Source organism: Herbidospora sakaeratensis, assembly GCF_001570525.1.
Taxonomy (GTDB): domain Bacteria; phylum Actinomycetota; class Actinomycetes; order Streptosporangiales; family Streptosporangiaceae; genus Herbidospora; species Herbidospora sakaeratensis.
Genome location: NZ_BBXC01000020.1, coordinates 126,688 through 146,551, shown reverse-complemented (window position 1 = coordinate 146,551; position 19,864 = coordinate 126,688). Strand labels below are relative to the sequence as shown.

The 19,864-nt window shown below is 72.0% G+C and carries 13 protein-coding genes; 12 read left to right on the top strand and 1 reads right to left on the bottom strand.

Annotated elements, in window-relative coordinates; translation table 11 throughout:
* Window positions 1–27: 27 nt before the first annotated feature.
* The 12 genes from AW271_RS31040 to xynA all read left to right on the top strand — a co-directional run bounded on the left by AW271_RS31040 (window position 28) and on the right by xynA (window position 18,060).
* The gene (locus tag AW271_RS31040; RefSeq protein WP_062341157.1) at window positions 28–885 is read left to right on the top strand and encodes a hypothetical protein; all 858 of its coding nucleotides are present in this window, start codon (window positions 28–30) and stop codon (window positions 883–885) included.
* 19 nt (window positions 886–904) lie between these two features.
* Entirely contained in the window at window positions 905–2,557 is a 1,653-nt protein-coding gene (locus AW271_RS31035; RefSeq protein ID WP_062341156.1) for a DUF885 domain-containing protein, read from the top strand.
* Between the two features lie 368 nt (window positions 2,558–2,925).
* Window positions 2,926–4,413 carry an NAD(P)/FAD-dependent oxidoreductase gene (locus AW271_RS31030; protein WP_062341155.1) on the top strand — a complete coding sequence of 496 codons (1,488 nt, stop codon included), beginning with the start codon at window positions 2,926–2,928 and terminating at the stop codon, window positions 4,411–4,413.
* Window positions 4,413–4,679, top strand: coding sequence for a phosphopantetheine-binding protein (locus tag AW271_RS31025; protein WP_062341154.1), 267 nt, complete (start codon window positions 4,413–4,415; stop codon window positions 4,677–4,679). Before AW271_RS31030 ends, AW271_RS31025 begins: the two co-directional genes overlap by 1 nt.
* Window positions 4,680–4,721: 42 nt before the next feature.
* Window positions 4,722–8,384, top strand: coding sequence for a non-ribosomal peptide synthetase (locus tag AW271_RS31020; RefSeq protein ID WP_062341153.1), 3,663 nt, complete (start codon window positions 4,722–4,724; stop codon window positions 8,382–8,384).
* The gene (locus tag AW271_RS31015; protein WP_062341152.1) at window positions 8,374–8,562 is read left to right on the top strand and encodes an MbtH family protein; all 189 of its coding nucleotides are present in this window, start codon (window positions 8,374–8,376) and stop codon (window positions 8,560–8,562) included. Before AW271_RS31020 ends, AW271_RS31015 begins: the two co-directional genes overlap by 11 nt.
* Complete coding sequence (locus AW271_RS41705) at window positions 8,559–11,213, top strand: AMP-binding protein (RefSeq protein ID WP_218008222.1); 2,655 nt, start codon at window positions 8,559–8,561, stop codon at window positions 11,211–11,213. The genes AW271_RS31015 and AW271_RS41705 overlap by 4 nt, the downstream gene beginning before the upstream one ends.
* A complete protein-coding gene (locus AW271_RS31005) occupies window positions 11,210–12,412 on the top strand; it encodes an MFS transporter (protein ID WP_062341151.1) in 1,203 nt (400 codons plus the stop codon). Before AW271_RS41705 ends, AW271_RS31005 begins: the two co-directional genes overlap by 4 nt.
* 7 nt (window positions 12,413–12,419) lie before the next feature.
* On the top strand, window positions 12,420–15,143 hold the full coding sequence (locus AW271_RS31000) for a helix-turn-helix transcriptional regulator (protein WP_062341150.1): 2,724 nt from the start codon (window positions 12,420–12,422) through the stop codon (window positions 15,141–15,143).
* 54 nt (window positions 15,144–15,197) lie between these two features.
* A complete protein-coding gene (locus tag AW271_RS30995; RefSeq protein ID WP_062341149.1) occupies window positions 15,198–16,019 on the top strand; it encodes an alpha/beta fold hydrolase in 822 nt (273 codons plus the stop codon).
* Window positions 16,016–16,807, top strand: coding sequence for an alpha/beta hydrolase (locus tag AW271_RS30990; RefSeq protein WP_062341148.1), 792 nt, complete (start codon window positions 16,016–16,018; stop codon window positions 16,805–16,807). The genes AW271_RS30995 and AW271_RS30990 overlap by 4 nt, the downstream gene beginning before the upstream one ends.
* A 290-nt stretch (window positions 16,808–17,097) precedes the next feature.
* Window positions 17,098–18,060 (top strand): endo-1,4-beta-xylanase XynA, encoded by a 963-nt coding sequence (gene xynA / locus AW271_RS30985; protein WP_062341147.1) that lies wholly within the window; start codon window positions 17,098–17,100, stop codon window positions 18,058–18,060.
* 58 nt (window positions 18,061–18,118) lie between these two features.
* On the opposite strand, the gene AW271_RS30980 is transcribed toward xynA, so the two are convergent.
* Window positions 18,119–19,789, bottom strand: coding sequence for a choice-of-anchor P family protein (locus AW271_RS30980; RefSeq protein ID WP_157554803.1), 1,671 nt, complete (start codon window positions 19,787–19,789; stop codon window positions 18,119–18,121).
* Window positions 19,790–19,864 lie beyond the last annotated feature (75 nt).

Genomic DNA, 19,864 nt, shown 5'->3' with positions numbered 1-19,864 from the left:
CATCACCCTTTGAGGGATGCTGACCCCATGTCCCGTGTGTCGGCCGACGCCGCCGCCCAGGCGGCCGCGATGGTCGCGGCCGCACGCGACGACCCCGTGAGCCGCCTGAAGCTGGCCGCGCGGAGCTACGAGCGGCCGAGAGTCCTGCGGCCCTATCGGCGGGCCGAGATGGCGTTCATGCGCTGGCAGGTCGACCGCGGCCTGATGGACCCGGCGACCGGCAGCCCGTGGTGGCGGGCCGTCAACGAGACCCTGCTCCACGACACGACCGAGGCGTCGCTGCTGGTCGCCGGCGTGCCCGGCGAGCCCAGCACCAAGGCGGTCGGCCACTGGACGGCCTTCCTGCGCGCCCCGTCTCCGAGCGGGTGGTACCTGGCCCACAACGCCAGCATCGTCGCCGGATACCTGGCGCACCGCGACCTCGTCGAGCGGGAGACCCCGCTCGAACGCTTCTTCATGGACGTCGCCCTGCTGCGTGTGCTCTACGCCCACTGCCTGCTGGTGCGGCCCCGGCTGGCCCTCGGCCGGCTGGCCCGCCTGGGCCCGCTCCTCGGCGACCCCCGGCGCAGGGGGGCCGATCTGTTCCTGTCGTTGTCGGACGTGCTGCCCGACACCTATCCGCTCGACGACGAGCCGATCGAGAAGATCCTCGACGGGGAGAACATCCTCGGCCGGGTCTTCGACTACGGCGTCATCGTGCCCCGGCTCGAACCGCTCTACCTGGCCGCCGCCGAGGACCTCGGCGAACCACGGGTGGCCACCCTGCACTGCGCCGACTTCCCGGTCTACGCGTGGCCCTACGAATACCGCCACGTATGGCGCACCAGCCGGTCGCAGACCGGTATCGCGTTGGTCAGGGCGCTCGTCGGGCCGGTCCGCGCCTGAACCTCTTATGGTCCAGGGCATGAGCTTTCTCGCTGTGCACGACATCTGCGACGGCTACGTCGACGACTACGCACGCTTGAACCCCATCGCCGCCACCGAGTTCGGCATCGGCGGCCATGACGACCGGCTCCCCGACCTCTCGCCCGACGGCCACCGCGCCCGGGCCGACCTGGCCCGCCGCGCGCTGGCCGACGTCACCGCCGCCGAACCCGTCGACGAGGCCGAACGCGTCGCCAAGGCGGTGTTCGCCGAACGGATGGCCCTGGCCGTCGAGGCGTTCGAGGCCGGCCTGCCGCAGGCGGAACTCAACGTCATCGTCAGCCCGGTCCAGAACGTGCGGTGGGTCTTCGACCTGATGCCCACCGCGACCGCCGCCGACTGGGAGGTGGTCGCCCGGCGGTTGCGGGCGGTGCCGGCGGCGCTGAGCGGCTACCGGGAGTCGCTGGCCGCCGGCGAGGGCCGGATCGCGGCGGCGCGCCAGATCCGCAGGGCCGTCGAACAGTGCGAGTCGTGGTCGGCGCACGACGGCTTCTTCGCCGGCTTCGTCCGCGAGGCCGACGTACCGGAAGCGCTGAAGGCCGATCTCGTCGCGGGTGCGGCGACGGCCGCCGCGGCCTACGCCGATCTTGGGCGGTTTCTGAAGGACGAGCTGGGTCACAAGTCCGACAGTGACGACGCCGTGGGGGCCGACCTCTACGCCCTCGGCTCCCGGGCCTTCCTCGGCGCCCGGCTCGACCTGCGTGAGGTGTACGCCTGGGGCTGGGAGGAGTTCCGCCGGATCGAGACCGAAATGGCGGAGCTGGCCGGCCGCATCCGGCCCGGCGCGTCGGTGGCCGAGGCGGCCGAAATCCTCGACGCCGACGCGCGCTACCTCGTCCACGGAGAAGAGGGTTTCCGGAACTGGATGCAGGAGCTCTCCGACCGGGCCCTGGCCGACCTGCGCGGCGCGCACTTCGACATCCCCGACGAGCTGATGACCCTCGACTGCCGGATCGCGCCGCCGGGAAGCGGGGCGGGGGCCTACTACACCAACCCGGCCGAGGACTTCAGCCGTCCGGGCACGATGTGGTGGGCGCTGCCCGAGGGCCGCGACCGGTTCCCGACCTGGCGGGAGGCGAGCACCGTCTACCACGAGGGCGTGCCGGGCCACCACCTGCAGATCGGCACCGCCGTGGCGACCACGGGGCTCAACCGGTTCCAGCGGCTGCTCTGCTTCATCGACGGCCACGGCGAGGGCTGGGCGCTCTACGCCGAGCGGCTGATGCGCGAGTTCGGCTACCTCGACGACGCCTTCCAGCTCGGCATGCTGAACAAGAACCTCTTCCGGGCCGCCCGGGTGGTCCTGGACCTGGGCCTCCACCTGCGGCTCGCCATCCCGGCCGGGACCGGGTTCCGCGAGGGCGAGCGGTGGACGCCCGAGACCGGCGTCGAGTTCCTCGCCGAGCGCACGCTGACCGACCCGGCCCGCGCGGCCAAGGAGGTCGACCGCTATCTCGGCTGGCCTGGTCAGGCGGCCGCCTACAAGGTCGGGGAGCGGTTGTGGCTCGGTCTGCGCGAGGACGTCAGGGCGCGCCGGGGGGCCGCCTTCGATCTCCGGGAGTTCCACACCCGGGCGCTGCGCGGCGGCCCGGCCGGGCTCGACACCCTGCGGGAGCTCTTCCGCGACGTCTGACCGGCGGTTTGTTTTTTCGGTCAGGATTTTATTGCATTACTACTCGCCGTCGGAGCGGCGCCCTCGTTTCGGCGGAATTAAGAAACAATCTGTTGCGCGGTTACGGGCCAATAGTTAGAGTGGTCAACTGTTTGCTCCGAAAGGTCCACAACTGCACATCGATTGCCGCGGGGGCAGAGCGGCATGACTGCTGATCTGGGGGATTAAGGATCTACGCGTACGGGGGCGCAATCTAACCGCAGTGTGCCGGCTTTGGCATGCGCTGCGGCCGGGGCACGTGAAAATTCAATTATCAAGGTGAGGCGCCCGACGCTGCCCAGAAATGTGTTTCGCAATTCCACCACGCAAATTCCCGGAAAGGGTTGAACGTGCGAACTGAAAGTGCGAGCCACAAAGTACGACCCGACCAGGCCGACATCGTCATCGTCGGCAACGGCGCCCTCGGCCTGTTCCTGGCCGACGAACTGGTCGAACGCCGGGCCGGTTCGGTGGTCGTGGTCGGGCCGGGCAACCGCGACGCGGGGGCCAGCGCCGCCGCCGGCGCGATGCTCGGCTGCTTCGGGGAGACCACCACCGAGTCACTCCGCACCGACGCCTCGCGGACCCGGTTCGAACTGGGCGTGCGCGCCCACGACCGCTGGCCCGAGGTGACCGCCCGGCTGGAGGAGTACTCGACCACCGGCTCCCCGCTGCTGGTCACGCCCGAGTCCCACGTGGTGCTCAACTCGATCGGCGCGACCCTCGACACGGTCAACTACGAGGCGATGATCAAGGCCCTCGACGAGTACGGCAAGCCGTGGGCCGAGATCGACCCCAACGAGATCCCGGGCTACCGGCCCCGGCTCGACACCCGGGCGCTGAAGGCCGTCCACCTGCCCAACGAGGGCGCGGTCGACGCCCGCGGCGTGCTGGCCGCGCTGGAGAACCGGCTGGCGCAGACCGATACGGTCCTGGTCGACCAGACCGTGGCCAAGCTGGTCAGGAACAACGGCCAGATCATCGGCGTCGAGCTCGACGACGGCCACTTCATCGAGGCGGGCACCGTCGTCGTCGCCACCGGCGCGCGCAGCGAGGCCCTGGTCAAGACCGCGCTCGACGACTTCGACACGGTGCCGATGTTCCCCGGCCTCGGGTTCGCGATGCTGGCCCGCCGGACCGGCGGCGAGAAGTTCCGCAGCGTGGTCCGCACCCCCAACCGCGGCTTCGCCTGCGGCCTCCACGTCGTGCCCGGTCCGGGCGACCTGGAGTACTACGGCGCCACCAACCGCCTCGTCGACACCGTGTCCAGCGTGACCTGGATGGCCGACGTGCGCTTCCTCGCGCAGTACTCCATGCAGCAGCTCGACGAGCGGGTCGCCTCCCACGAGGTGGTGAAGTGGCTGGCCGGGAACCGGCCGGTGACGCTCGACGGGTTCCCGCTGATCGGCTGGTTGCCGCTGTCGGGCCTCTACCTGCTGACCGGCACCTACCGCGACGGTTTCCACTGCGCGCCGCTGCTGGCCGAGCACGTCGCCAACGAGCTCCAGGGCAAGCCGGGCACCATCGACCCGATGTTCCAGCCCACCCGCAAGCCCATCGAGACCCGCACGATCGAGTGGTCGATCGACGAGTACGTCGAGCACAACCTGGCCGGCTGGTTCGAGACGGGCGCGCAGGCCGCGCCCCAGATGACCACCAACCAGATCGCCGACTACTACCGCAACATGGCGATCAAGTTCTACGAGACCATGAACATCGACTACGCCCTCGGGCCCGACATCCTCTGGTACGCCCAGGGCAGCCTCCTCGGCGCCCGCCGGGTCGCCCGCTACTTCCAGCGCCTGGCGCGGGCCGAGGCGCAGCCGGTGGGTGCGTGATGACGATCTCGCAGGAGTCGACGACCGAGGCCGTGCGCGCGCTCGTCGACAAGCACCTCAACCTGACCGCACACGGCTTCGAGTTCGGCGTCGACGACGACCTGTGGAACCTGGGCATGACGTCGCTGAGCTGCATGGGCCTGATGCTCACCATCGAGGACACCTTCCAGGTCGAGCTGCCGGAGGAGGCCCTCAAGGAGGACACCTTCCGGTCGGTCGGCTCGATCACGGCGGCGGTCCGGTCGGCCTCCGAGGTGAGGGCGTAGCCGATGCCGAGGTTCGAGCCACGTCCGACGAATCCGTTCCCGTTGCACCGTGACCCCTCGCGTCGCCGGTTCCCGCTGTCGGCGGGGCAGGAGCGCCTGTGGTGGTTGCGCCAGCTGGAGTCGTCTCACGACCAGTACCACATCACCGGAGGCTGGCGGTTCCCGGCGTGGCTCGACCCCTCGGCGCTGGCCGCCGCGCTGGCCGGGCTGACCCGGCGTCACGACGTCCTGCGCAGCGGGTTCGTCCTCGACGCCGACGGCCTGGTCGCGCAGGAGGTCGCCGACACGGCCGAGATCCCCGTCGTGTGGGCGGGCGCCGCCTGGCGGGAGGCCGTGGAGCGGGCCGCGTCTGAGCCGTTCGACCTGTCGCGGCCCCCGCTCGTGCGGGTGGTCGCGGCCGAGCTCGACGACGGGCCGGGCCTGTTCATGGCCATGCACCACATCGTCACCGACCGGTGGTCGATGGACGTCCTGGCCCGCGACCTGTTCGAGTTGTACGACGCCGCACGCGAAGCCCGCGAGCCCGACCTGCCCGGCCTGGCCGTGCAATACGGCGACTACGCGGCCTGGCAGCGGCGCATGCCCGACACCGGCGGGCTGGAGCAGATCGCCAAGAGCCTCGACGGCCACTCCCGGCTGGAGTTGCCGACCGACCGGCCGCGCACGACGACCGTCGACGGCGCCGGCCGGAGCGTCGTGGTGGAGCTGCCGGAGGAGACCACGTCGGCGCTGACCGCGCTGGCGTGGCGGGCCAGGTCGAGCACCGCCGTGGTGGTGACGGCGGCGTTGGTCACCACGCTCGGCGCGTTCGGCGGCCAGGACGACGTCGTCATCGGCGCGATCGTCTCCGACCGGCCCCGGCCGGAGCTGCACGACCTGGTCGGCTTCTTCGTCAACACGCTGGTCCTGCGGGTCGACGTGGGCGGCCGGGGGCTGACGTTCCGGGAACTGCTGACCCGCACGCGTGACGTGTGGATGACCGCCGACGCCCGCCAGGACGTGCCGTTCGAGCAGATCGTCGGCGCGGTGAACGCCGGGACCGACGACCGGCACAACCCGATCTTCGACGTGGTGGTGAACCACGCCGGCGACCGCACCGCCCTGGCGAGCGCGCCCGGCGCGCCCGTCTGGTGGTATCCCGACCTGCCGGTCACCGCCCGGTTCGACCTGTCGCTGACCACGCAGGTGGTCGACGGGCGGCTGCGCGCCGCTTTCGTCTACCGGCCGTCGTTGTTCGACGAGGCGACGATCAGGTCCCTGGCCGGGCGCTACGTCGAGCTCCTCGAACGGGGCGTCGCCGAGCCCGACCGGCCGCTGGGCGAGCTCGGCCTGACCGGCGTGCCGTCGGAGCCGGCCCTCCCGGCGCCGCGCACCACCGTGGTCGAACTGGTGGAGGCGCAGGCGGCGCTGCGTCCCCAGGCCGCCGCCGTCACGGGGGAGGGCGGCGAGTTGTCGTACGGGGGACTGAACCGGCGGGCCAACCGGCTGGCCGGCTACCTGGCCGAGCGCGGGGTGGGGCGCGGGTCGGTCGTGGCGGTCTGCCTGAAACCGACCATCGACCGGTTCGTGGTGCTGCTGGCGATCCTCAAGCGCGGCGCGGCCTACTTCCCGCTCGACCCGGCGTTCCCGGCCGACCGGCTGCGGTTCCTGCTCGACGACTCCGGCGCGGTCCTCACCGTCGCGAGCGCGTCGCTCCGGCACCGGGTGCCCGGCGCGACGGTGCTCGACGAGATCGACCTGGCGGCGTACGACGCGGAGAACCCGCCGCTCGCGGCGCGGCCGGGTGATCTGGCCTACCTGATCTCGACCTCCGGGTCGACCGGCGTGCCGAAGTCGGTCGCGATCCCCCACTCGGCGCTGAGCCGGCTCGTCGCCGGGGCGCCCGACTACCTCGACATCGGTCCGGGCACCACGTTTTTGCAGGCCGGGCCGTTGACGTTCGACGTCTCGGTGCTCGAATGGGGTCCGCTGGCCCACGGCGGCACGGTCGTCGTCACGGGCACCGGGGCCCTGCTGGAAGACCTCGAAGAGGTGGTGCGGGCCCACGACGTGAGCACCCTGAAGCTCGTGTCGCCCCAGCTCGACCTGCTCGTCGAACGCGGCCTGCGGGGGCTGTCGCGACTCCGGCAGCTGGTCGTGGGCGGCGACGTCGTCAACCCGAAGAGCTTCTCGGCCGCCCGCGAGGCGCTGCCGCGCTGCCAGGTGATGGCCTCCTACGGCCCGACCGAGAGCACCGTGTTCGCCACCGTCTTCCGGGGCGGCACGTGGTCGGGGCGGGTGCCGATCGGGCACGCCATCCCCTACACGCGGGTGCGCGTGCTCGACCGCGACCTCAACCCGGTGCCGGTCGGCATGCGCGGAGAGATCTACCTGTCGGGCGACGGGCTGGCCCTCGGCTACCACGGGCGGCCGGGGCTGACCGCCGAGGCGTTCGTGCCCGATCCCGACGGCGGGGGCGGGCGCATGTACCGGACCGGCGACGTGGGCCGCCGGCTGCCCGATGGGGCGATCGACTTCCTCGGCCGGGCCGACCGGCAGGTGAAGATCCGCGGCTACCGCATCGAGACGAGCGAGATCGAGCACACGCTGCTGCGTCACGGCGCGACCTCGGCCGTCGTGGTGCGGGCCGACCTGCCGACCGGGCCCGCGCTGGTGGCCTACGTCGTGACCTCGGGCGACGCCTCGGAACTGCGGGGGCGGTTGCGGGCGACGCTGCCGGCGTACATGCTGCCCGATCACGTCGTGCGGGTCGCGGCGATCCCGCTGACCGCCAACAACAAGGTCGACCGCGCCGCGTTGCCGCCGGTCACGGCGGCGAAGACGGCCGCGCCGCCGGCGGAGTCGGGGCTGGAGGCGCGGGTCGCCGAGGCGTGGTCGCAGGTGCTCGGCCGGCCGCTCGCGGCCGACGCCGACTTCTTCGAAAACGGCGGCCACTCGCTGCTGGTGCCGCGCGCGACCGCCGCCGTCCGGCGGTTGCTCGGCCGCGAGGTGCCGCTGCGGCTGATGATGGCGCGGCGCACCCCGGCGGCCTACGCCGCCGGTCTGCTGGCCGAGAGCCTGCCCGGGGTCGGGCCCGGCGCGACGCTGGAGCGCGGCACGTGGCGCGGCCTGCGCACCGACGTGTACGAGTCCGCCGGCCGCCCCGAGCGCACCCTGGTCGTGCTCGACGGGTCGGAGTTCGTCGACGTGATGCGGCTGCCCGCGATCCTCGACCGGCTCGTCCGCGAGGGCCGCGTGCCGCCGGTCAGGGCGGTCTTCGTCAGCCCTTCCGACTGGCCGTCGCGCCGCCGGGAGCTGCTCGACGACGGCTACCCCGACCAGTTGGCCGAGCTGGAGATCGACGGCCGGGCCACGGTGGTGGGCGCGAGCCTGGGCGCGGTGGCCGCGCTCAGGGCCGCGCTGCGCCGTCCCGACCGGTTCGCGGGCGCGGTGGCCATGTCGGGGCCGCTGACCGAGCACGACCTCGGCCCGTCGGCCGCGCCGTCGCGGTTGTTCCTGTCGGCCGGCCGCGACGAGGCCGACATCGTGCTCGACGACGGATCGAGCCTGGTCGCGGCGGTGAAGCACACCGCCGCCGACCTCGCCGCACGCGGCCACACGGTCCGCGAGGAGTACGGAGACGGCGGCCACACCTACGCCGCCTGGCAGTCGATGCTCCCGCAAGCCATCTCATGGGCGGTGGAAGAGGTGCCTGATGTTCGATGAGGGCGAGTTCGAGGTCGTGGTCAACGACGAGGGCCAGTACTCGATCTGGCCGGTCGGCCGCCCCGTCCCGGCGGGCTGGACGGCCATCGGCCACAGCGGGCCGAAGGCCGGGTGCCTGGCCCACATCGACGCCGTCTGGACCGACATGCGTCCCCGGAGCCTGCGGGAGGACGCGTGACGCGGACCGTGCTCGACCTCTTCGAACGGCAGCTGCGCGAACGACCGGACGCCCCGGCCGTGCGCACCGCCGGCCACACGTGGACCTACGCCGAGTTCGGCGCCGCCACGGCCCGCCTCGCCGCCCGGCTGCGCCGCCTCGGGGCCGGGCCGGGCGACGTCGTCGCGCTGATCGCGCCGCGTAGTGCCGAGGCGCTGACCGGTGTCGTCGGCATCCTGCGGTCGGGCGCGGCCTGCCTGCCGCTCGACCCGGACGATCCGCGCAACGGGGAGATCCTGCACGACACCGGCTGCCGCCACGTCGTCGACGCGTCCGTTCTCGGCGACCCGGCGCTGGCCGACGAGGAGGTCGGCGAGCTGGGGTCGCCCCATCCGCTCGACCTGGCCTACGCGATCACCACGTCGGGGTCGACGGGCCGTCCGAAGGTCGTCGGGGTGCCCCACGAGGGGCTGCTCAACCTGATGCTCGCCTCGGCCGACGACCTCGACCTGATCCGCCCCGGCGACGTCATGTTGTGGACGCTGGCCGTCACCGTCGACAGCTCCATGCACGACGTGCTCATGCCGCTCTGTCACGGCGGCACGGTGGCCGTGCCCGAGGCGGGCGAGTTGCCCGCCACCCGCATGGTCCACGCCGTGCGCGCCCTCGGCGCGACCGCGCTGGAGATCCCGGCCGCCGTGCTGGGCCCCTACGGCCAGGTGCTGCTGCCGAGGTTGGCCGAGGCCGGCGTGCGGCTGGTGATCACCGGCGGCTCGCAGCTCGACGGCCCGGGTCTGGCCGACGTCGACGGCCTGGTGGTCGCCAACGGCTACGGCCCCACCGAGACGACGGTCGCCCCGCTGTGGCACCGCTGCGGGCCCGGCACCCCGCGCTGGGCGCCGATCGGCGCCCCGATCAGGAACACCCGCGCCTACGTGCTCGACGAGAACCTCGACCCGGCCCCCGAGGGCCAGCTGTACATCGGCGGCGCGGGCCTGGCCCGGGGCTACCTGGGCCTGCCGGGCCGCACCGCGCAGGTCTTCGTGCCCGACCCGTTCTCCGGCGTCCCCGGCGCCCGCATGTACGCCACCGGCGACCGCGTGCGCCGCCGCCCCGACGGCGAGTTCGTCTTCGTCGGCCGCATCGACGACCAGGTCAAGATCAGCGGTTTCCGGGTCGAGATCGGCGAGGTCGAGCACGCCCTGCGCGACTGTCCCGGCGTCGTCGACGCCGCCGTGCTGGTCCGCCACGACGCCCCCGGAGGGGCCGCCATCGTGGCCTACCTGGCCGGCACGCCGAGAGACGACCTCGCCGAGACTCTCGCCGCCAAGCTCCCCGGCCACATGTTGCCGAGGTTCCACATCTGGCTCGACCGCCTGCCGCTCAACCGATCGGGCAAGGTCGACCGTCACGCCCTGGCGAAGGAGCCGTTCACCATCCGCGACAAACGCACCGTCGTCATCATCGGCGGCAAGCCCAAACTGGTCCGCAAGGCGCACGAACTCGGCCTGCGCGTCGTCTACGTCCAGACCCCCCGCCAGTACGACAAGGAGCACCACCCCTACGTCGACCAGGCCCTCCTGCTCGACTACATGGACACCGCCACCCTGCTGCCGCTGCTCCGGGCGCTCGACGAGGCCCACCCCGTCGACGCGGTCGTCTCCCTGTACGAACTGGGCGTGCAGCCCGCCGCCGAGGCCGACCGCATGCTCGGGCTCGGCGGCTACACCGTGGAGACCGTCGAGCTGCTGCTCGACAAGGGGCGGATGCGCGCCCACCTCAACGCGCTCGACGTCTCCCCGGTCGCGGCGGCCGTCGGCGAGAACGTCGACGACCTGCGCAAGTTCGTCGCCGAACACGGCTACCCGATCTTCGTGAAGCCGGTCTGCGAGGCCGGCAGCATCGGCGTGTTCGCCGTCCGCGACGAGGCCGACCTGGTCGCCGTCCCGGGCCGGTTACGCGACATCGAGGCCCGGTTCGACCCCGCCGACTTGGTCGCCCCGCTCGACCGGTTCCTCATGGAGGAGTTCCTCGACGGCCCCGAGATCAGCGTCGAGACCCTCAGTTACGACGGCCGCCACGTCGTGGTCGGCATCACCGACAAGGTGCTCGGCGGCCCCGGCTTCGTCGAGGTGGGCCACTCCGCGCCGAGCGTGCACCCCGAAGAGCAGCTCAGAGAGGCGACCGAGCTGGTCGTGCGCTTCCTCGACGCGGTCGGGCTGCGCCACGGCCCCGGGCACACCGAGGTCAAGCTGACCGCTCGGGGCCCGCGCGTCGTCGAGGGGCACGCCCGCATCGGCGGCGACCGCATCAACGAGCTGACCGAGATCGCCTACGGCGTCGACATGGACCGCCACGCCATCGGCGCCCGCCTCGGCGTGGTCGAGCCGCTCACCGAGCCGCCCGCGCCGAGGGCGGGGGCGGCGATCCGTTTCCTCACCCCCGCGCCCGGACGGGTCGTCGAGATCACCGGCGTCGAGGAGGCCCGGCGCGACCCGGCGCTCGTCGAGCTGGAGATCACGGTCGAGCCCGGCGGCGAGGTCGTCGAGCTGACCTGGAGCGACGAACGGGTGGGTTACGTCCTGGCGCGCGGCGGCACCGTCGCGGAGGCCGTCGCCAACGCCGAGCGGCTGGCCGCGCTGGTGCGCATCCACACCGAGGCGGCCCCATGACGGTGAACCCGCCGGAGAGCGCGCCCCGGTTCCGCGACACCATCCGCCGGCTGCCGCCGACGGTGTGGATCGTGAGCGCCGGGATCCTGGTGGTCCGGATCGGCAACTTCCTGCCGGTCTTCATGGTGCTGTTCCTGACCAGCCGCGACATCGCCCCGGCGGCGGCCGGGCTGGTGCTGGGCGCGGCCGGGCTGGGCAACGTGCTGGGCAGCACGATCGGCGGCTACCTGGCCGACCGGCTCGGCCGCCGCTGGACGATCGTGTTGTCGATGGTCACCACGGCGGGCCCGACGGCGGCCATCCCGCTGTTCGACGACCTGCCGATGCTGATCCTGCTGGCCTTCGCAGCCGGCACGACCGCGCAGATCTACCGCCCGGCCGCCGCCGCGCTGCTCGTCGACGCCACCCACACCGACCAGGAGCGGCTGGCCGCCTTCGCGGTGCACCGCTTCGCCATGAACATCGGCGCGGCGGCCGGCGGCGTGCTCGGCGGCTTCCTGGCGACCGTCTCCTACGAGACCCTCTTCGTCGGCAACGCGGCCGCCTGCCTGCTGCTGGCGGTGATCGCGGCGGTGGCGCTGCGCGACGTGCCGCAGGCGGTCGAGGAGTCGCCCGACGACGAGCCGAAGGGCGGCTACCGGCGGGCCCTGGCCGACCGCCGCCTGCGGCGGTTCCTGGTGATGACGCTGATCGCCGAGTTCGTCTACATCCAGGCGACGGTCGGCCTGCCGCTGCACATCGACGCCGAGCAGATGACCCCGGCCGACTTCGGTCTGCTGATGGGCCTGAACGGGGTGCTGGTCCTGGCCCTGGAACTGCCGCTGACCGGGCTGGTCTCGCGGCGGTCGCCCGGCGCGGTGCTGGCCCTGGGCAACCTGCTGACCGGCGTCGGTCTGGCGATGACCGGCTTCTTCGGCGACCTGGGCTGGCTCGGCGCGACCGTCGTCGTCTGGACCCTCGGCGAGATGCTCTACGCCGCCATGGCCAGCGCCTACCTGGGCGGCCTGGCCCCGCCGCACCTGGGCGGCCGATACCAGGGCCTCTACCAGGCGGCCATCACGGCGGGCACCGGGGTGGGCCCGATCCTCGGCGGGCTGGTGTACGCGTACAACGAATGGGCGTTGTGGGCGGTGTGCCTCGTCGGCGGTCTGGTGTCAGCGTGGCTCTGCCTTCCGGGACGCAGGAGGGATCTGGTGTGATTGGTCCGTGTTAAGGCTCCTCGGGCGGGATGACGAGCGGCGGCGGCTGGAACTGCTGCTCGGCAACGCGCGCAACGGTCATGGCGGGTCGCTGCTCATCACCGGGGAGCCGGGGATAGGCAAGACGGCGCTGCTGGAGGCGACGACCACCGGCGTGGCCGGGCTCCGGATGATCCGGCTCGACGGTTTCGAGTCGGAGATGGAGTTGCCGTTCGCGGCCATCCAGCGGCTGACGATCCCGTTGAGCGACCACCTGGGGGCCCTGCCCGACCGGCAGCGCGAGGCCATCAGGGTCGCCTCCGGCCTGGCCGAGGGGCCGCCGCCCGACCGGTTCCTGGTCGGCCTCGGCGTGCTGGGCTTGTTCGCGGCGGCGGCGGGCGACGTGCCGATCGTCTGCGCCGTCGACGACGCCCACCTGCTCGACCAGGAGAGCCTCGACGTCATGGCGTTCGTGGCCCGGCGCATCGCGGTCGAGCCGGTGGCGTTGTTGTTCGCCGCCCGCGACGAGCAGGGCATCGCCTCCCGGCTCGCCGGGGTGCCCGAGCTGCTGCTCGAAGGGCTTCCCCAGGAACCCGCGACCGCGCTGCTGCTGCGGTCGTTGTCGGCGCCGATCGACCCGGCGTCGGCGGCGGCCATCGCCCGCGCCACCGGCGGCAACCCGCTGGCCCTGATCGACCTGGCCGAAGAGGCCCGCGACATGGCCGGCCTCGGCTTCGGCGGCGACCCGATCCCGGTCGGCCGCCGCCTGGAGGCCCACTACGCCCGCCGTCTGGGGCAGACCGACCCCCACGTGCGCCTCTGGGTCCTGCTCGCCGCCGCCGACACCACCGGCAACGTCGACCTGATCACCTCGGCCGCCCGCGAGCTGGGCCTCGACGACGAGGTGGCCGAACGGGCCGAGGCGATCGGGCTGGTGGAACTGCACGAGACCGTCCGGTTCCGGCACCCGCTGGTCAGGTCGGCCGCCTACAACGCCTCGTCGGGCCCCGACCGCAGGCGCACCCACCGGGGCCTCGCCAGGGCGGCGGCCGGGCTGGGCATGGTCGAGCTCGAAGCCTGGCACGCCGCCAAGGCCGCCATCGGCACCGACGCCCGCGTCGCCGACCGGCTCGAACACACCGCCGACCTGGCCGCCCGCCGGGGCGGCTTCGCCTCCCGGGCCAGCATCCTCACCCGCGCCGCCGAGCTCACCCCGCCGGGCCCGGTCAAGAACTCCCGCCTGGTCGGCGCGGCCGAGGCGGCGCTCGCGGTGGGCGCGGTGCACGTCGCGGGCGACCTGCTCGGCCTCGTCGACGAGACCACCGTCGGCCCGGTCGAGCAGGGCCGGGCCATCGTCGTGCGGTGCGCGCTGGCCATGTTCTCGGCCGACGCGCGGCTGCTGCCCTCGGCCGCGGCCGAGCTGGTCCGGGCGGCCGACGCGTTCCAGGGGCGCGATCTCGAACGGGAGCGGCGCGCGCTGCTACGGGCCTACGAGGCCTGCGCGGTCGCCGACCGCCTGATGGTCGGCATCAGCCAGGAGGAACTGGGGCGGCGCATCACCGCCGGGGCCGTCGGCGACGGGCCCGACCGGGAGATCCTGGCGGGCATCGGCGCGCTCATCCTGCTCCCCTATGCCGAGGCGGTGCCGCACGTCCGGGCCGCGTTCGACGCGATCCTGACGCTGCCCGACCACGAGATGATGCACATGGGCTCGGCCATCGCCGCGCTCGGCGCGTTCCTGTGGGACGACGACAGACGCCGCGCGGGGCTCGCCCGCGCCGCCGCGGCCGCCCGGGAGATGGGCGCGCTGCAGGCCCTCGACACCCTGCTCTGGGTGATCTCCCTCACCGAGCTGATGGGCGGTTCGGTCCGCCTCGCGGAGGAGTCGATGGCGCAGGTCCGCGAGGTGCGCCTGGCGATGGGCTACGACGCGGAGCACGTCATCAACGCCTCGCTGATGAGCTGGACCGGCTCACCCCGGCACGTCGTGCTCGCGATCGCCGACGGGGCCAACGCGCTCGGCTTCGGCGGGGTCGGCGCCACCGCCGTCGGGGCCGTCGGCCTGCGCGACCTCGCCGAGGGCGCCTACCGCGACGCGTACGAGCGGCTCCGGCCGCTGATGCTCAATCCGTTCCTCCAGGTGACGCCGATCGAGTATCCCGACTTCGTCGAGGCCGCCGTCCGCAGCGGGCACGCCGCCGAGGCCCGGCCCTTCGTCGACGACCTCCTGACGCGCGCCGAGGCGAACGGGTCGGACTGGTGCCGGGGTGTGGCCCTGCGGTCGCTGGCGCTGATCAGCGACGACGCCGACGCCGAGGGCTGCTACACGTCGGCGGTCGAGCTTCTCGGCCCGGCCTGCGCCGAGATCGACCTGGCCAGGGCGCATCTCCTCTACGGCGAATGGCTGCGCCGCCAGCGCCGCAGGCGGGAGGCCGGGGAGCAGCTGCAGATCGCGGTCAGGCTGTTCGAGCGCAGCGGCGCGGACATCTTCGTGCCGAGGGCGAAGGCGGAGCTGGAGGCGGCCGGGCTGAAGGCGGCGGCGTCGGCCGGGTCGGAGATGCCCGACCTGACCACGCAGGAGCTGACCATCGCCCGGCTGGCCGCCGTGGGCCGCACCAACGCCGAGATCGCGGCCAACCTGTTCCTCAGCGTCAACACCGTCGACTACCACCTGCGGAAGGTGTTTCAGAAACTCGGCATCTCGTCGCGCCGGCAACTGGCCGACAAACTACGTGAATCGCGTGGTACGTAGGCACCCGCCTCCGAGCGACGCTCGAGTCACCCCACTCGAGCCAAGGAGGCCACAGTGCCCTTTGTCACCGCGGATGACGGTGCGCGGATCTTCTACAAGGACTGGGGGACCGAGGGTTCCCCGGTCCTGTTCAGCCACGGCTGGCCGCTGAACGCCGACGCCTGGGAGGCCTCGGCGCTCTTCATGGCCACCAACGGCCACCGCGCGATCGCGCACGACCGGCGCGGCCACGGCCGGTCGTCGCAGACCTGGCACGGCAACGAGATGGACACCTACGCCGACGACCTGGCCTGCCTGATCGAGCACCTCGACCTGCGCGACCTCACCCTCGTCGGACACTCGACCGGCGGCGGCGAGATCGTCCACTACATCGGCCGGCACGGCACCTCGCGCGTCTCCCGCGTCGTGCTCGTCGGCGCGGTCCCGCCGCTCATGCTGAAGACCGACGACAACCCCGAGGGCCTGCCGATCGAGGTGTTCGACGGGATCAGGGCCGGTGAGCTGGCGAACCGTTCGCAGCTCTACCGCGACCTGGCCGACGGCCCCTTCTTCGGCCACAACCGGCGCGGCGACGTGGCGCAGGGTTTCCGCGACGCGTTCTGGCTGCAGAGCATGGCCTGCGGGCACCGGGCGGCCTACGAGTGCATCGCCGCGTTCTCGGCCACCGACTTCCGCCCCGACCTGGCCAAGATCGACGTCCCGACGCTGGTCATCCACGGGGACGACGACCAGATCGTGCCGTTCGAGGTGGGCGGCAAGCGCTCGGCCGCCCTGATCGACGGCGCCGTCCTCAAGGTGTACGAGGGCAGCGGCCACGCCCTGCCCGACACCGACCGCGACCGCCTCCACGCCGACATCCTGGAGTTCATCTCATGACGACCGTCGTACTCGTCCACGGCCTGTGGGTCACCCCCCGTTCGTGGGAGGCCTGGGTTCCTTACCTGGAGTCCAAGGGCGTGAAGGTGCTCACCCCGGCCTACCCCGGCTTCGACATCGAGGTCGAGGCGCTGCGGGAGAACCCCGACGTCATCGCCAACCTGACCGTCAACGAGACGGTCGCCCACCTGGCCTCGGTCATCGAGGCCGAGCCCGAGCCGCCGATCATCATCGGCCACTCGTTCGGCGGCACGCTGACCCAGCTGCTGCTGGCCAAGGGCCTCGGTTCGGCCGGCGTGGTGATCGACTCAGCCCCGACCGAGGGCGTGCGGGTCAACCCGATCTCGCAGGCCAGGTCGTTGTTCCCGGCGCTGAAGAACCCCGCCAACCGGCACCGCGCCGTCGGCTTCACGCCGGAGGAGTGGCACTACGCCTTCACCAACACCCTGTCGGAGGAGGACTCCCGCGCCGTCTGGGAGCGCTACGCGATCGCCGCCCCCGGCTACTGGGTCTGGGAGTACGGCCTGTTCGCCAACTTCAAGCCCGGCCACCAGGACACGTGGGTCGACTTCGACGCCGACCGCGCGCCGCTACTGTTCATCGCCGGCGAGAAGGACCACATCATGCCGCCGTCGGTGAACCGGTCGAACGCCAAGCACTACAAGAACTCGCCCGCCCTGACCGACTACCACGAGTTCGAGGGCCGCGACCACTGGACGTGCGGCGCTCCCGGCTGGGAGGCCGTCGCCGACCACGCCCTGGAGTGGGCGCTGAAGCACAAGCGCTGACGCCCGGCCCCGAGCCCGCTCCCCGCCCCGGGGGAGCGGGCTTTTCGCTTCCGGCCCGAAAGTTTCTTTCCGCGACTTCTGGCAGAGCGCTGCATTCATCTGTGTGCATCACGAAGCCGTCTCGATTGATGACCGCTGACCTGCGAATTCGCCTCTGATCTGCGGATTCAGGTTTCGGAGATGTTTCTGAAAGTTGTTGACAGCCCGGAGGTCCCCGCCGACACTTTCGGGGATACCGATCCGCTCCCGTCGGTCGTTCCGAGCCCCTTAGGCAGGGAGGAAGCACACCCATGAAAAAAGGCTTAGCGGCCGCCGGAATCTGGGCCACGGTGATGGCCATGATCACGCTGCTGCCGGGCGTCGCCCAGGCAGCCGTGACCACCAACCAGACCGGTAACAACAACGGCTACTGGTACTCCTTCTGGACCGACTCGCAGGGCACGGTCTCGATGGAGCTCGGTTCCGGGGGCAACTACAGCACCTCGTGGCGCAACACCGGCAACTTCGTCGCCGGCAAGGGCTGGCAGACCGGTGGCCGCCGCACGGTTTCGTACTCGGGCAGCTTCAACCCGTCGGGAAACGCATACCTGACCCTCTACGGGTGGACCCGTAACCCGCTGATCGAGTACTACATCGTCGACAACTGGGGCACCTACCGCCCGACCGGCTCCTTCAAGGGCACGGTGACCAGCGACGGCGGCACCTACGACATCTACGAGACGACCCGCACCAACGCGCCGTCGATCGAGGGCACCCGGACGTTCAAGCAGTTCTGGAGCGTGCGGCAGTCGAAGAAGACCGGCGGCACCATCACGGCCGGCAACCACTTCGACGCGTGGTCGCGGGCCGGCATGCAGCTCGGCAACCACGACTACATGATCATGGCGACCGAGGGCTACCAGAGCAGCGGCAGCTCCAACATCACGATCGGCGGCGGCAACCCGAACCCGCAGCCCACCCCCACCAACGGCGGGGGCGGAGGCGGCGGCGGCTGCACCGCGTCGTTGTCGGCGGGCCAGTCGTGGAGTGACCGCTACAACCTGAACGTCTCGGTGAGCGGTTCGAGCAACTGGACGGTCACGATGAACGTGCCGTCACCCGCGAAGATCAGCTCGACCTGGAACATCTCCGCGAGCTACCCCAACGCCCAGACGCTGACCGCGCGCCCGAACGGCAGCGGCAACAACTGGGGCGTGACGATCATGCGCAACGGCAACAGCACGTGGCCGACGGTCTCCTGCCAGGCAGGCTGACCTCCCGATGAGCGGAAAGCCCAGGTGATCGGCGCCTGGGCTTTCCGTCGTCCTCCGGCTAGGCCGACGGACAGGACTGGCCCGGGAGGGTCAGCGAGGCGCGGGCGTGGCTGATGACGACGTCCACCCCGGCGATCGTGGTGACGTGGACGGCGTTGACCTTGATGCCGGTGCCGTTCCCGTAGGGCACCCGTTCGTTGAGCACGATCTTGGCCACCAGCGGGATGGTGATCGTGTGGTTCACCGGCGGGTTCGTGACGGTCGACCCGTTGACCTTGAGCGTGGTGAAGGTGGTCGTGCCCGAGGTGGTGACGGTCCCGCTCTCGGTGGCGGTCGCGGTCGCCTGGGCGGTGATCTCCTCAGCCGTGATCAGGCCGTTGAGCAGGTTCAGCTTCGCGGTGGTGGCCTTCGCCCGCGCGGTACGCAGCCCGTCGGGCCCCACCGTGCCCTCGGCCTCCGTGGTGAGCACCCCGAGCGAGGCGACGGCCGGGAGGATCGCGGTCAGCAGCGAGTCGTGGTCGGATCCGGGCGTGGCCGTGCAGGTCACGTCGGAGGGAACCAGCGCCGCCCCGCCGATCAGCGGCGCGGTCACCTTGGCGGCGTGGGCGTGCGCGTCGAACTTGTGCTCCGGCGCGACGAAGGTCACCGACGCGCAGGCGGCGGGCGGGTTGATGCCGACCCGGTCGGAGACGTCGGCCGGGCAGGTCGTGTACTCGCCGATGACCCCGGCCTTCACGGGGATGTTCACGGTGCAGCTGGTCACGCCGTCGCCGATGGCGCCTCCGGCGGACACGACGCCGTTGGCGACCGAGACCGAGTGCTGGGCGCAGTCGCTTGTGGCGGCCCCGGCCGGGGTCAGCCCGTCGGGCAGCGCGACCTTGAACGACCAGCCGTCCTTCTCCCGCAACTCCGAGGTGTTGGTGACGGTCAGCTTGAGCGTGGCGGTCTGGCCGATCGCGGGGCTGCCCGGCGCGTAGGAGACGCCGAGCGCCGGGGTCACGTCGAGCACCCGCACGTTGTCGATCGCCCCGTCGTTGCCGTTGGTGCCGCCCTGCGTGTTGACCAGGCGGATGCCGAGCTGCGACCCGGAGAACAGGACGGGCGCGTCGCTCGTGTAGGTGCCGACCGAGATGCCGTTGATCACGGCCCCCGGGTTGGCGCAGGTGTCGATGGGCTGGCTGAACGTCGGGATCGCGGTGTTCCCGTCGAGCAGGTAGAACGCGATCAGCGGATGGTCCACGTTGCAGTTCACCGCCGCCGCGTCGACCGAGAAGGTGACGAACCGGTTGCCGCTCCCGATGGACACCGGGTTCTCCGTCTCCAGCTGCACCTTGCCGGCGCCGGGAGGCGTGTGCGTGAAGGCCGTCACGGCGTGGTTCGTGGCGGGGTCGCCGCCGGCCCACTGGCCCAGGGAGGCGGCCAGATCACGCACGACCGGCCACCACCCGCCGCACTGCTGCGCCAGCGGAGGCGCGACGGCCGGGTTGAGGCGGCTGGCGATGAGACCGTTGCACGAGGTCAGCCAGGCGGGGTCGGCGGTGTAGGTCATGGCGTGCGGCGCGGGCCCGGTGTAGTCGGTCACCATGAGAGGCGCCGTGCCCATCCCGTTCTCGAACTCCTCGCTGAAGACGACCTGCGGATCGGCGGGCGCGGCGGCGGCCGCTCGCGGGGACAGGACGGCGGTCAGTGGAATGAGGGTGAGCACGACCGCAGGGACGATTCGTCGCAAAGGTGGAATCCCTTCGTGGCGAACTGGCGGTCCTCAGTTCGTACACAAAGTCTCCGACGAACTACTCCCTGTCAA